The organism is Deinococcus sp. NW-56, assembly GCF_002953415.1.
In the GTDB taxonomy this organism is placed as follows: Bacteria; Deinococcota; Deinococci; order Deinococcales; family Deinococcaceae; genus Deinococcus.
The window spans coordinates 880,074-893,460 of sequence record NZ_CP026516.1 but is presented as its reverse complement, the minus strand read 5'-3'; the positions used below and the strand labels follow the sequence as shown (position 1 = coordinate 893,460).

Annotated in this window: 12 protein-coding genes; 5 read left to right on the top strand and 7 right to left on the bottom strand. The window is 71.3% G+C overall.

The window, feature by feature from the left end; genetic code table 11:
- Positions 1-627: 627 nt before the first annotated feature.
- A complete protein-coding gene (locus C3K08_RS18380) occupies positions 628-2,484 on the bottom strand; it encodes a hypothetical protein (protein ID WP_234009163.1) in 1,857 nt (618 codons plus the stop codon).
- A gap of 434 nt (positions 2,485-2,918) precedes the next feature.
- Positions 2,919-4,979 carry a M3 family metallopeptidase gene (locus C3K08_RS04540; RefSeq protein WP_104990223.1) on the bottom strand — a complete coding sequence of 687 codons (2,061 nt, stop codon included), beginning with the start codon at positions 4,977-4,979 and terminating at the stop codon, positions 2,919-2,921.
- 86 nt (positions 4,980-5,065) lie between these two features.
- On the opposite strand from C3K08_RS04540, the gene C3K08_RS04535 reads away from it, so the two are divergent.
- Positions 5,066-6,034 carry a GNAT family N-acetyltransferase gene (locus C3K08_RS04535; protein ID WP_234009162.1) on the top strand — a complete coding sequence of 323 codons (969 nt, stop codon included), beginning with the start codon at positions 5,066-5,068 and terminating at the stop codon, positions 6,032-6,034.
- On the opposite strand, the gene queA is transcribed toward C3K08_RS04535, so the two are convergent.
- The 3 genes from queA to C3K08_RS04520 all read right to left on the bottom strand — a co-directional run bounded on the left by queA (position 6,031) and on the right by C3K08_RS04520 (position 7,913).
- Positions 6,031-7,095 (bottom strand): tRNA preQ1(34) S-adenosylmethionine ribosyltransferase-isomerase QueA, encoded by a 1,065-nt coding sequence (queA, locus tag C3K08_RS04530; RefSeq protein WP_104990221.1) that lies wholly within the window; start codon positions 7,093-7,095, stop codon positions 6,031-6,033. The genes C3K08_RS04535 and queA overlap by 4 nt on opposite strands.
- Positions 7,064-7,621, bottom strand: a complete 558-nt coding sequence (locus tag C3K08_RS04525) for an NYN domain-containing protein (RefSeq protein ID WP_104990220.1) — start codon at positions 7,619-7,621, stop codon at positions 7,064-7,066. Before C3K08_RS04525 ends, queA begins: the two co-directional genes overlap by 32 nt.
- A gap of 109 nt (positions 7,622-7,730) precedes the next feature.
- Positions 7,731-7,913 (bottom strand): hypothetical protein, encoded by a 183-nt coding sequence (locus C3K08_RS04520; RefSeq protein WP_104990219.1) that lies wholly within the window; start codon positions 7,911-7,913, stop codon positions 7,731-7,733.
- Positions 7,914-7,953: 40 nt separating this feature from the next.
- Between C3K08_RS04520 and C3K08_RS04515 the strand changes: the two genes are divergently transcribed.
- The 4 genes from C3K08_RS04515 (at position 7,954) to C3K08_RS04500 (ending at position 12,104) form a co-directional block, all read left to right on the top strand.
- Positions 7,954-8,400: an HIT family protein gene (locus C3K08_RS04515; protein WP_158679846.1), complete on the top strand. Its 447-nt coding sequence runs from the start codon at positions 7,954-7,956 to the stop codon at positions 8,398-8,400.
- A gap of 44 nt (positions 8,401-8,444) precedes the next feature.
- The gene (locus C3K08_RS04510; protein WP_104990217.1) at positions 8,445-9,716 is read left to right on the top strand and encodes an aminopeptidase; all 1,272 of its coding nucleotides are present in this window, start codon (positions 8,445-8,447) and stop codon (positions 9,714-9,716) included.
- 185 nt (positions 9,717-9,901) lie between these two features.
- Positions 9,902-10,387 (top strand): MarR family winged helix-turn-helix transcriptional regulator, encoded by a 486-nt coding sequence (locus C3K08_RS04505; RefSeq protein ID WP_104990216.1) that lies wholly within the window; start codon positions 9,902-9,904, stop codon positions 10,385-10,387.
- Between the two features lie 67 nt (positions 10,388-10,454).
- Positions 10,455-12,104 (top strand): VOC family protein, encoded by a 1,650-nt coding sequence (locus C3K08_RS04500; RefSeq protein ID WP_104990215.1) that lies wholly within the window; start codon positions 10,455-10,457, stop codon positions 12,102-12,104.
- A 49-nt stretch (positions 12,105-12,153) separates the two neighbouring features.
- Here C3K08_RS04500 and C3K08_RS04495 read toward each other — a convergent pair whose 3' ends face one another.
- Positions 12,154-12,846, bottom strand: coding sequence for a DUF2259 domain-containing protein (locus C3K08_RS04495; RefSeq protein ID WP_234009161.1), 693 nt, complete (start codon positions 12,844-12,846; stop codon positions 12,154-12,156).
- Positions 12,847-12,851: 5 nt separating this feature from the next.
- Positions 12,852-13,358 carry a hypothetical protein gene (locus C3K08_RS04490; RefSeq protein ID WP_104990214.1) on the bottom strand — a complete coding sequence of 169 codons (507 nt, stop codon included), beginning with the start codon at positions 13,356-13,358 and terminating at the stop codon, positions 12,852-12,854.
- Between the last annotated feature and the right edge of the window lie 29 nt (positions 13,359-13,387).

The following is a 13,387-nucleotide window of genomic DNA, read 5'->3' as shown; positions in this document are numbered from 1 at the left end:
TCACCCGGAAGTTGCGCTCGCCCACCTGCGGGTCGGCGTCGGGAAAGAGGGCTTCCTGCGCGGCCTCGCGGGGCAGGCCACCCGGCGACACCGCCAGCAGCGCGAGCAGGTCGCGGGCGCGGGCGCGGCCCCACTCGCGGGCGGGGCCACCATCGCGGGTGACCGCCACCCGGCCGAGCACCTGCACCCGTACGTCCACGCCGGGCAGCGCGTCCGGGCTGGGAAGGTCGGGGTAGCCCAGTGCCCGTGCCACGGGGCGCAACTCGTTTTGCCGCTCCGGGACCGCCGCCCCCAGCCGGGCCAGCAACGCCGCGCGGCCTGCCCGCCCAGGTACCGGGGACACCAGCGAACGCCGCGCGAGCAGGAAGGGGAAGTGGGCGACCGCGCCCGCCGCCTCCACCGCGCCCTCCCCGGTCGCCGCGTACCGAGCCAGGGCCGCCGCCCCCGCCCCGAAGCGGTCCCCGCAGGCCGTGAAGGTCGCGTGGGCCGCCTCCAGGCCGGGCCGCGCCCCCACCGCGTCTCCCCCCTGCCACCGCCCCAGCGCCGCCACCAGCCGGGTCAGCCCCACCACGTAGCGGTCGCCGCCGACGCTGGCGAGCGCCGCCGCCTCGTGTGCTCCGGCCTCGGTCACGTTCCCGGCACGGCCTTCCAGATAAGCCAGGCCGAGGCGGGGCTCCACCTGCAAGCGGGGCACCACGTCCTGCGCGAGGGCCAGGGCCGCCGTGTACGCCGCCCGCGCCGCGTCCTCCCGCCCGGCGATGGCCTCCGCGTGCCCCAGCCGGGCCTGCGCGAGGGACTGCACGAAGCGGCTTTCCAGACGCTCGCCCTCCGCCAGGCCCTCGCGGGCACGGCGGGTGGCCTCCCCCGGCTCGCCCAGCGCGGCGTGCAGGAAGGAGGCGAGCAGCAGCCCCTCGCGGTGGTTCTGCGCGGCCCGCGCCCCGCCCGCCTCGCCCCGCGCGGCCTCCAGCGCGAGGTCCAGCGCCCGCCCCAGGTCACCGGAGCGCAGAGCGTAGCGTGCCCCCGCGCCAGGGCCGGGGCCAGCTCCAGCGCCCGCGCGAGGTCACCCGCGTTGAGGTGGTTCTCGGCCCGCATCCGGGCGATCCGGGCCTGGGTGTCCTCGTCCGGGGCGAGGGCCGCCGCCGTGTCCAGCGCGGCCCAGGCGTGGTCGGGCTGCACGGTGTCCAGCGCCACCTGCGCCTCCCCCAGCGCCCGCGCGAGGGGGTCCGCCTGCGCGTAGGCGGCCAGCGCTTCGGCGTAGCGGGAGGAGAGCCGCCGGGCGTCACCGCTCAAGGCGTAAAGGGCAGGCGTCCACGCCTCCCCCGGCAACCGCGCCAGACTGCGGCCCACCAGCGTGACCCGTCCCTGTTCCAGCCAGCGCCCGCCGAAGTGGGCGAGCAGTTCGGCCGCCCGCGCCGTGTTCCCCGCCTGAAGGTGCGCCGCCAGCGCCCGCCGGGGCCGCCCGGTGCGCTCGAAGTAGTCGGCCCCCCGCGCGGCGACCTCCCGCGCCTCGCCGGGCGAGAGCAGGCCGCGCAGGTGCGCCCGCAACAGGGGATGCGCACGGTACGTCTCGCCCGTGCGGGTCAGGAAGGTGCCACCCCGCTCCAGCGCCCCCAGCAGGGTGGCGGCCTCGCGCACGTCCAGCACGGCTTCCAGCAGCCCCGGCGAGAGTTCCTCGAAGACGCTGCCGCGCGTCAGCAGCGCCCGCAGCGCGGGGTCCAGCGGCCCCAGCACCTCCTGCGCGAGGTAGGTGAAGAGGGTCGCCAGTTGCGCCTCGCCGCCGTCCAGCTCCGCCAGCGCCGAGAGGGGCACCCGCCCCTGCGCCGCCGCCTGCGCCAGAAAGCGGGCCGCGATGGGCCACCCTTCGGTCAGGGTGTGCGCCAGCCGCACCTCCTCCGCGCTCGCCACGACCCCCTGCGCGGCGAGCAGCGCTCCCAGTTCCTGCCGGGTAAAGGCGAGGTCGGGGGCGCTGAGGCGGCGCAGTTCGCCCTCCGCCTCCAGCCGGGTCAGGGCCGGGTGCTCCAGCGGCAACCGCGACAGCAGCGCCACCCGCCCCCCCAGCAGTTCCCGCAGCACGTCCCCCGCCAGCGGCCCGGCGAGGTGCCCGGCCTCGTCCAGCACGAGCAGCGCCCCCGCCGCGTCCAGCACGTCGGCCACCCGCGCGGCCACCCGGCGGGGCGTGGCCCCCGCGTCCAGCAGCGCCCCCGGCCCCTCGCCGCCCGGCAGCCCGGCGACCGCCACCGCCAGCCCCGCCACGAAGACCTGCGGGTCGGCGTCGTCTACATCCAGCGTGAGCCACGCCGAGCGCCCCAGTTCGGGCAGATGCGCCGCGAGCGCCGTCGTCTTGCCGTAGCCCGCCGGGGCCACCACACTGAGCACCCGCGCCGAGTTCAGCAGCGCGAGCAGCCGGGGCCGCGCCACCGCACCGCGCACCTGCGGAGGCCGCGCCCGCCGCGCGGAGGCGTGTTCGCGCCAGTCGAGGATCACGGGGAGATGGTAGGGCATGGGCGGGGGGAGGGACGAGGGGGAATGGTCAGCCGCCAGAAAGGGCAAGCGTTGCTTGCCACCCCCCTCCCCAGCCCTCCCCCACAAGGAGGGAGGGAGCAGACACTAACCTGCTCTTGCTAAAGCTGTCTTTCCCTGTGTCAGCCGCCCGAAGCGTCCCCACCTATCAAGCCCACGTTCCAGGCAGCCGAGCCGTTCGGCGCGTCAGCGCCGAGGCATTGCGTTGGGCGAAAGGATGGCGTGGAGGGGGAAACGGAACCGGGGCAAGCGGAAACACCGATGGGGGGACGACCTTTGCCGAGCGCAGCGCTGCTCCCCCTGCCCCCTCGGGGGTAGGGGGCTGGGGGTGGGGGCAAACCGCAATCAAAAAAACCGGCCCCCACCCGAAGGCAGAGGCCCAAAGCCAAGAGCTACGTCTAGGCCTCTACAAGCCCACTCCGCCGCAGCAGCGCCTCCGCATCCGGGTCGCGCCCCATGAAGTCGCGGTACAGTTCGGCGGCGTCCTTGCTGTTGCCCTTGCTCAGAATCGTGTCCACGTAGGCCCGCCCCGTTTCGCGGTTGAAGATGCCTTCCTGCGCGAAACGGCTAAAGGCGTCGGCGTCGAGCACTTCCGCCCACTTATAGGAGTAGTACCCCGCCCCGTACCCGACCGGGCTGGAAAACAGGTGCCCAAACTGCGCGATGCGGGCGTAGTCCCCCGGCAGCGCGTAGGGGTAGAACCGGGCCATGATGTCGCGGGCGAAGGTGACCGGATCGGCCCCCGCCGCATCGGCGTCGAAGGTGACGTGCAGCTCCAGGTCCACCGTGCCGAAGGAAAGCTGGCGCATGGTGGCGTTCGCCGCGCTGTAGTTGCGGGCAGCGACCAGCTTCTCGAACAGGTCGTCCGGCAACCGCTCCCCGGTCTGCCAGTGGAGGGCGAAGAGGTCCAGGGCCTCGCGCTCCAGCACCCAGTTCTCCATGATCTGCGAGGGCAGCTCCACGAAGTCCCAGGCGACGCGGGTGCCGCTGAGCGAGCGGACCTCCACGTTCGACATCGCGTGGTGCAGCAGGTGGCCGAACTCGTGGAAGACGGTTTCGACCTCGCGCACCGAGAGCAGTGCGGGGGTGTCGCCCGAGGGCGCCGTCATGTTGCCGCACATCAGACCGAGGTGCGGCTCGACGCCGTCCTCGCGCGGGCCGCCGGTCAGGAAGGCGTTCATCCACGCGCCCGCCCGCTTGGTGTCGCGGGGGAACCAGTCGGTGTAGAAGGAAGCGAGGTGCGTGCCCGCCTCGTCGCGGATGTCGTAGTAGCGCACCTCGGGGTGCCAGCCGGGAGCCTGGGCCTCGGTCACCGTGATGCCGAAGACGCGGCGGCAGATCTCGAAGAGTCCGGAGAGGACGCTGTCCATCGCAAAGTAGGGACGCAGCGCCTCCTCGTCGAAGGCGTACTTGGCCTGCCGCTGCTTTTCGGCCCAGTAGCCCATGTCCCAGGCTTCCAGGGCCGGAGCGTCACTTCCCACCTGCTCACGGTAGAAGGCTTCCAGCTCGGCGTTCTCGCGCTCGTAGAAGGGCCGCACGCGGGCCTCCATGTCGCGCTCGAAGGTCAGGGCGCGTTCGCCGCCGCCCGCCATGCGGTCTTCGAGCACGTAGTCGGCGAAGTCGCCGAAGCCCAGGAGCCGGGCCTGCTCGCGCCGCAGCCGCAGAATCTCGCCCACCAGCGGACGGTTGTCGCGGCCCTCCTGCGTGCCCACCGAGTTTTGCGCCAGCCACAGCTCGCGGCGCAGCTCGCGGTCGTCGGCGTAGGTCAAGATGGGCTCCAGGGTGGGCAGGTGCAGGGTCAGGCGGTGACCCTCCTGGCCGTGCTTCTCGGCCTCCAGCCGGGTCGCTTCCCGCACGCGCTCGGGCACTCCGGCCAGCCGCTCGGCAGGCACGTACAGCTCGAAGGCGGCGGTCGCGTCCAGCACGTTCTTGGAAAAGTCGTTGGTGATCTGCGCCAGCCGGGTGTTGACTTCCAGCAGCCGGGCCTTTTCCGCCTCGGGCAGGTCGGCCCCCTGACGGCGGAACTCATCGATGGTGAGTTTCAGGTGACGCGCCCGCACGGGGTCGAGGCCGCGCCCCGCTTCCGTTTCGGCAAAGCCCTTCAGCGCCGTCCACAGTCCCGGATGCAGGCTGAGGTTGGTGTAGAACTCGGTCACCTTGGGCAGAATCGCCCGCTTGGCGGCCTGCCACTCGGGGCTGGTCACCACGCTGTCGAGGTGGCCCACGATCACGCGCACGGTGTCGAGCTGCTCGGTCAGCGTGTCGAGGTCCGCCATGAAGTCCGCGTAATCGCGCTCGCCCGCCCGCGCCAGCGTGTCGAGGCGCTCCTGCGTCTGCGCGAGCAGCGTGTCCACGGCGGGTTCGGCGTGCTCGGGGCGAATCTGGTCGAAGGGAATGCGGAAGCCGACGTTCAGCAGCGGGTTGTCGCTCTGAACGGGCGCGGTGGGCGCTTGCGTCATGGCCCTGAGTATAGGCAGCCCTGCCGGGGGAGCACTGCGCCAAACGGCGGATATCCCGCCACCCGCAACCTGTGCTGTTCTGCCCTATGGAACGCGCCGCCCCGCCCGCCCAACTCACCTTTCAGCCCACCGACGCGGAGGGCTTTGCCGCCGCCGTCAATGCCGCGACCCCCGACGCGCCGATTTCCGCCGCCGACTTGCAGCGTCTCGACGCGGCTCGTGCCCCCGGCGAGCACCACACCCGGCGCCTGGCGTGGGAGGGCGGGGAGGTCGTGGGCGCCCTGGAAACCGAGTTGCCCCGCATGGACAGCTTCGAGGGTTGGCTCCAGCTCGTTGTCCACACCCTGCGCCCGGAGGACAGCTTGCGGGAGGCACTCTGGACCGAAGCGCTGGCGACCGTCACGGCGGCGGGAGCGCAGACCGCCGTCACCCGCGTGCGGGAGGACACCCCCGACCTCCCCTTTCTGCTCGCGCGGGGGTGGGGGGAACACGACCGGATGTGGCCCTCCACCCTCGACCTGCGGATGCTGGACTTCGCCGCCTTTGCCGGCGAGGAGGCGCGGGTGCGGGAGGCCGGGTTCCGCCTCCTCCCCCTGACCGACCTCGGCCCCTGGGACGAGGCGCAGCAGCGGCACTACTACGAGCTGACCATCGCCCTGCTGGCGGACGTGCCCAGCGCCCGGCGTATCGAACCCTGGCCCTTCGAGGTGTGGCAGCGGCGGTTCGGGAAGGACACCCCGCGCGAAGGGCTGTTCGTGGCCGTCGCCCCGAGTGGCGAATGGGTGGGCACCAGCCAACTGGCCCAGCCGCTCCCCGCCCGGCCCGGCACCCTGCACAACGGCCTGACCGGGGTGCTTCCTGCGTGGCGCGGGTGTGGGCTGGGACTGGCCCTGAAGCTCGCGGCGGCGCGGGCGGCCCTAACGCGGGGCTATACCCACTCGCGCACCAGCAACCACCCCAGCAACCGCCCCATGCTCGCCATCAACGAGCGGCTGGGCTTTGTGCGGGAGGCGGCGACGGTGACGCTGATTCGGAGCCTGGAGGGGGCCGGTTAGCCCCTGTTTTCCAGAAGCATCGCGTCGCCCAGCGAGTAGAAGCGGTATCCCTGGGCGAGCGCCGCGTCATACGCCGCCCGGATGCGCTCCTCCCCGGCAAAGGCAGCGACCAGCAGCAGCAGCGTCGAGCCGGGCAGGTGCAGGTTGGTCACCAGCAGGTCGGGTACCCGTACCGGCGTCCCCGGCGTAATGAAGATGCGGGTGTCGCCTTCGCCGGGGCGCACGGTCCCGTCTGGGGCCGCGCTGCTTTCCAGGGCGCGGACGGTGGTGGTCCCCACCGCAACGACGCGGCGGCCCTCGGCCTTCGCCCGGTTGATCGCATCCGCCGTCGCCTGCCCGATGGTGTAGCGCTCGGCGTGCATGACGTGCTCGGCCACCGGACCCGTGATGGGTTTGAAGGTGCCCGCCCCGACATGCAGGGTCACCGCCACGCGCTCAATGCCCCGCGCCTCCAGCCGCTCCAGCAACTCTGGCGTGAAGTGCAGGCCCGCCGTCGGCGCCGCCACGCTCCCCGGCTCGCGGGCGTAGACCGTCTGGTACCGCTCGCGCCACGTCTCGTCCGAGTCGCCCGCCGCGATGTAGGGCGGGAGCGGCAGCCGCCCGATCTCATCCAGATGCGGCTTGATGTCGTACGCGAACCGCAGCAGCCGGGCACCGTCCTCCAGCACGCCGACGACCTCGGCCCGGTGCTCGCCCAGCCAGAGTTCGTTCCCGGCGCGTTTGGCAGGCTTGAGGTACGCGGACCAGACGTTCGCCTCTTCCTCGCGGAGCAACAAGACTTCGATCTGGCCGCCACCCAGGCCATTCACGATCGGCTTGCGGGCCATCACTCGCGCGGGAATCACCCGGCTCTCGTTGAAGACGAGGAGGTCGCCGGGCTGCAACAGGTCAGGCAAGTCGCGGAAGACGTGATGCTCCACGCTCTCGCCCACCACCATCAGCCGCGAGGCGTCGCGCGGTTCGGCCCCGGTCTGGGCGATGCGCGACTCGGGCAGGTCGAAGTGCAGCCGGGCGAGGACGGCGTCGGGGTCAGGCCTCGTCACTGCTGGCTTTGGCTCCATTCTTCTGGCGGGCGGGCATCAGCGCCCCGTCGAGGTCGGGCAGGTGGGTGAAGCGGTCGGCGGCGTCGATCAGCTTCTGCGCCGTGTGTTCGCGGAAGGCGATCACCTCGACCCGCTTGCCGCGCTCCTGCAAGACCTCCACGATGTCGGTGAAGTCGCCGTCGCCACTGCCCAGCACCACCACGTCGAGGTGGTCCATCAGCCGCACCATGTCGGCCACGATGCCCATGTCCCAGTTGCCCTCGTAGATCGCGCGGCCGTCCTGCGCGACGTGGTGCAGGGTCAGGTTCATCCGGCGCACCTTGTACCCCAGCGCCGAGAGCTTGTAGATGAAGGGCCGCGCGGTGGCCTCACCCTCACGCTCGACGGTGTAGGAGATCGCGTGGACGAGTTCGCGCCCGGCGACAGCCTCGCGCAGGATCGTCTCGAAGTTGACGGTGCGCTCCAGCAGGTCGCGGGCCGAGTGATAGAGGTTCTGGGTATCGATAAAAACGCCCACGCGGGGGCGGGATACGACGTACTGCATTGGAAATCTCCTGTTGGGCAGAACCGGAAAAAGAGGGGGCGGGGGCAAAGCTCCCCAACGTGGAGAGCCGCCGCAGGATAGGGCAAATCGTTGGAGGTGTGCGCCCAGTTCAGCCCTGCGCGACCAACCAACCCAGCGTCAGGGCCAGCACGACGACCCCTCCCGCGACCACGATAAAGGTCCGCCAGGACGCGCCCTTCTCCGCGACAGGAAAGGCCGTCCAGCCCAGCAGGAACGCGAAGCCGCCGAGCAGAGCAGCCAGCACCAGACGCAGGGCGGAACGGAGAGACATAGGGCAGTGTAAGCCTGCTCTGGCGCGGGTAACGTGCGGTATGACGACGCCCTGTGTCCTCTGCTCGCCCACGCTCGGCCCGGTGATCGCGCAGGCAGAACACTGGACGGTTGTCCTCAACCGCAACCAGAACCTGCTCGGCAAGCTGATGCTGGTGCTGCGCCGTCATGCCGAGGCCGTGCCCGATCTGCGCCCGGAGGAGTGGGCCGAGTTGCACGCCGTGATGGGCCGGGCGACGGCGGCGCTAGCTGGGCTGTTCGCGCCAGAGCACTTCAATTACGCCTTCCTGCAAAATCAGGACCGCCATATCCACCTGCATGTCATTCCGCGTTACAGCGGGCCGAGAGAGTTCGCCGGGCAGACCTTCGCGGATCCCGACTACCCGGCGCACTACGCGGTTCCCGCCCCCGTGCGACCTCTGACGCCGGAGGGCAGCATGGCACTGGCCGAGCGGCTCCGGCGGGCCTACGCGGGGGCGGCCTCCTAACCAACCCCCTCCCCTCTCCTGCTCCGCGCGGGTAACGTGGGGGCATGACCAAGCACGCCACCTCCCCGGCATTGGAACAGGCCCGCGCCGCCTACGACGCCTTCCGGGCCAGGGGCCTGAAGCTCAACATGCAGCGCGGCCAGCCCTCGGACGCCGACTTCGATCTGTCGAACGGGCTCCTGACCGCGTTGGGCGAGAACGACTACCGGATGGATGGCCTCGACCTGCGGAACTATCCCGGCGGGGTCACCGGGCTGCCCTCGGTGCGGGCGCTGCTCGCCGGGTACCTCGACCTCAAGGCCGAGAACATGGTCGTGTGGAACAACTCCAGCCTGGAACTCCAGGGGCTGGTGCTGACCTTCGCGCTGCTGCACGGGCTGCGCGGCTCCGAGGGCGGCTGGATTCATGGGCGGCCCAAGATGATCGTGACCGTGCCCGGCTACGACCGCCATTTCCAGTTGCTGGAGACGCTCGGCTTCGAGATGCTGACGGTGGACATGCAGCCCGACGGCCCCGACGTGGAGGCCATCGAGCGGCTGGCGGCGGGGGACCCCTCGGTCAAGGGCGTGCTGTTCGTGCCGACCTATTCCAACCCCGGCGGCGAGAGCATCAGCGCGGACAAGGCGCGGCGGCTGATGGGCGTGCAGGCGGCGGCTCCCGATTTCACGGTGTTCGCGGACGACGCCTACCGGGCGCACCACCTCTCCGATACCGAGCGCGACGAGCCGGTCAATCTGGTCACGCTGGCCCGCGACGCCGGACACCCCGACCGCGCCTTCGTCTTCGCGTCCACGTCCAAGATCACCTTCGCCAGCGCGGGGCTGGGCTTCGTGGGCACCTCCGAGGACAACGTGAAGTGGCTGTCGACCTACCTCAACGCCCAGAGCATCGGCCCCAACAAGGTCGAGCAGGCGCGGCACGTCAAGTTTCTGGAGGGCTACCCCGGCGGCCTCGAAGGGCTGATGCAGGCCCACGCCGGGCTGATCGCCCCCAAGTTCCACGCGGTGGACGAGGTGCTGCGGGCCGAACTGGGCACCGGGGGCGAGTACGCGACGTGGCGGGTGCCGCGCGGTGGGTACTTCATCAGCCTGGACACCGCCGAACCCGTCGCGGCGCGGGTGGTCGAACTCGCGGACGCGGCTGGGGTCAGCCTCACGCCCGCCGGGGCGACCTATCCGGGCGGGCAGGACCCCACCGGGCGCAACCTGCGCCTCGCGCCGACGCGCCCCCCGCTGGAGGAGGTCCGGGTGGCGATGCAGGGCCTCGCGGCGTGCATCCGGCTGGCGACGGAGGAAGTGCGGGCGGGACGGGGCTGAGGCTGGGGAAGGGACCCCTCACCCCGCTGCTTCGCAGCGCCCCTCTGCAAGCAGCTCATACGAGTCTCCCCATGGTAGAGGGGTCAAACAACCCTCTCCGAGGGGAGAGGGGTGTTCCTGTCATTCCACCCCGGAAGCCACCCGCCCTTGCGCTCCCACCCTCCCCGCGCGACCATGGCGGGGAGATGCCCACCCGTTATGCTGGAACCCCCGAAGACCGCGCCGCGCTCGACGCCTACATCAAGCTGTGGCGGGCCGCGCACGCGGTCGAGACGACGGCGCACCGGCACCTCGCGGAGCACGGCCTGACGGTGAGCCAGTTCGGGGTCCTCGAAGCCCTGTACCACCTCGGGCCGCTCAGCCAGCGCCAGCTCGCGGAGAAGATTCTGCGCTCCAGCGGCAACCTCACGCTGGTGATCGACAATCTGGAGCGCGACGGGCTGGTGCGCCGCGAGCGCGACGCCCACGACCGCCGGGTGACCAACGTCTTCCTGACCGAAGCAGGCGAGGCCCTGATCACGCGGGTGCTGCCGGACCATGTGCGCGGTATCCGCGAGGTCTTCGCCGGACTTACCCCCGACGAACTCGGTCAACTCGCGGCCCTCTCCCGCAAGCTGGGGCGCTCCCTGATGGGCGAGGCCGCCGAATTGACGCCAGCCGCCCGGCGCTGACTCCCTCCTCCACCCAAACCCAACCCGGCCCACCCAGAATCGTTCAACATTGAACTATACTGAGGGCATGACGACGTTCTCCCCCATTCCCGGCACCAGCCCCGTCCAGGGCCTGCATCACGTCACGGTGATGGCCTCGGACCCGCAGCGCAACATCGACTTCTACTCGCAGACGCTGGGGCAGCGGCTGGTCAAGGTGACGGTCAACTTCGACGACCCCGGCACCTACCACCTCTACTACGGCGACCTGACCGGGCAGCCGGGCACGATCATGACCCACTTTCCCTGGCCCGGCGCGAAAAAGGGCGTGCGCGGCAACGGCGAGGTGGTGGCGACCGCCTACAGCGCCCCGCGCGGGAGCGAAGGGTACTGGGAGACCCGGTTGCGCGAGCAGGGCTTCGCGCCGACCCGCTCGGAACGCTTCGGGCAGCCCGTCCTGACGGTGGAAGACCCCGACGGCACCTGGGTGGAACTGGTGTTCGAGGACGGCGGGGCCGTGCAGCCCTGGCCCGCCAGCCCGGTCCCCGCCGAGCATGAACTGCGCGGCTTCCATTCGGTGACCGCCTGGGTGCGCGACACGGGCGCGGTGCGCGAGTTGCTGGTGGGGCACCTGGGCTTCACGGAGGCCGGAAGCGAGGCCGACCCCGAGGGTACCCGCACCCGTTTCCGGGGCAGCGGCGACGGCGTGGGGCTGTACGTGGACGTGGTGGAGCGGCCCGGAAAGCCGCGCGGCACCTTCGGCGCGGGCAGTATCCACCACGTCGCCCTGCGGACCCGTGATGACGCCGAGCAGGAGGCGTACCTGACGGGCCTGACGGAAGTCGGCTACCGACCCACGCCTGTGCAGGACCGCCAGTACTTCCACTCCATCTACTTCCGCGAACCGAACGGCGTGCTGTTCGAGATCGCCACCGACGCGCCCGGCTTCCCCGACGACGAGCCGGTGGAGGAATTGGGCAAGCACCTCAAGCTCCCCGCGTGGTACGAAGACCGCCGCGCGACCATCGAGGCGCACGTGCCGAAAATCGTGAACCGCGAGTACGGCAACACGCTGGGGTCCCGCGACCTGAGCGCCGCCGCGCCCGTCACCGAGTCGGGCGAGACAGGCATCGAAGTGCATACCGCCGGGCGGCCCCTCGGGGAAGCGCGGGTGGCGGCGGTGCTGCTCCACGGGCGGGGGGGAACGGCCCCGGACATCCTGGGCCTTGCGGACGAACTCAACCTCAGCGCCTTCGCCTACCTCGCTCCGCAGGCGCCGGGAAACACGTGGTATCCGCTGTCCTTCCTGGCCCCGGTGGAGCAGAACCAGCCTCACCTCGACCGGGCGCTGGCGACGGTGGACGCGGTGCTGACCGAGCTGGAGCGTCAGGGCATTCCGCCGCAGAAGGTGGTGCTGGGCGGCTTCTCGCAGGGCGCCTGCCTCGCGCTGGAGTACGCCAGCCGTTCCGGGCGGCCCCTGGGGGGCGTGGTGGCCCTCAGCGGCGGGCTGATCACGCTCGACCAAGAGGGCGACCTGTCGGGGGTCCCGGTCTTTATGGGCGTGGCCCCCGACGACGCCCACATCCCCCTCTCGCGCTTCCAGGAGAGCGCCGCGCACCTGCGCTCGCGGGGGGCGGCGGTGGACGACCGGGTGTATCCGGGACTGGGGCACTCGGTCAACAAGGACGAGCTGGACGCGGTGCGGGCGATCATGCAGCATGTGGCGGGACAGGTGTAAGGGGAAGGGGGCGCGGAGTGTCTCTCCCGCGCCCCCCTCCCTTTTGCTCTTACCGCAGCCGCGCCGCTACCGGCACCACGTCCGCGTTCGGCCCCTCAAAGCCCGGCGTGTAGGCCCGCACGATGAAGACCGCGCGGTTGCCCTGCACGTAAGCGCGGTCGAGGGCATAACGGGCGGCGCATTCGCGCCCCGGCGGAAGCGTGCGGTCGCTGTGAATGACCTGATCACGCACGGTCAGGGTGAATCCAGCAGGCCCTTCCCCGGTCGGCAACAGCTCACCCCAGCGGCAGCTCGACCCCACCGGGCGCACGCTCAGGCTGACGGGCACCGGAACGCTCCAGAGCCGAATAGGGCGAATCAGGGCGGTGCCCGCCTCCACCCCCTCGGTCCAGACCGGGGCCATCACCGGGAAAGTCCGGGCGTAGACGGGCCGGGCCACCCGCACGGGGTTCAGGGCGTGCAACTTCAGCACGCCCGCCTCCTGCCGCAGCAGCCGGGCCACGACCGGGGCCGGGTCGGGCGAGTCCGCCTGGGCCTGGGCGCGGCGCAGCACTGCCCCCGTGGTCGTGCTGAGCACCCACAGCCGGGCGGCCCCGAAGCCGCTGCCGTCCAGACTCCCGGCCTCCACGACAAGGGCGCGGGTGCCGTCCGGGGAAAAGGCGACCCGCTCCACGTCCAGCCGATTTCCGGCCCCGGCCATCCCCAGCAGGGCCAGCCCCAGACACGCGAGCAGGCGGCGCACGGCGCTTACCGGAAGCGCACGGTGCCCAGCACCCGCTTGAAGAGGGCGTCACTCTTCGCGAAGCGGGCGGCGCTGTCCGTGACCTGGAAGGAGTAAAGGTTTTTCGAGCCGTTGCCGAACCACACCCGCATCCGCAGTTCGCCACCACTGTGCTTGAGGGCATAGACACGCTCGGCCCCGCGCACACCGCCGTACGTGCTGTTCTTGCCACCGATCAGGCGGAGGCTTCCGCCTGTCCCCTTGACCCCCGCCTCGAAGTTGCGGAACTCGGTGCCGAGGTCGACGTTCTTGCCACCCTTGTTCAGAAACAGGAAGCGCATCAGGGTGGCGGGCGGCTTTTGCGCGGACACCACGCTGATGCCCTGGGCACCGTCTTCCGCCTGAAAGCCGTACCAGTCCTGGGGCAACTGAACGGTAAAGGGCAGGCGCTTGTCGTCCACGGCCTTGAGGGTCTGGGCCGCCGCTGTGGCGGGCAGGGTGACGAGCAATGAGAGGAGCAGGACACGCTTCATGCGGTCACCCTAAGGGGCCAAGGTGAGTG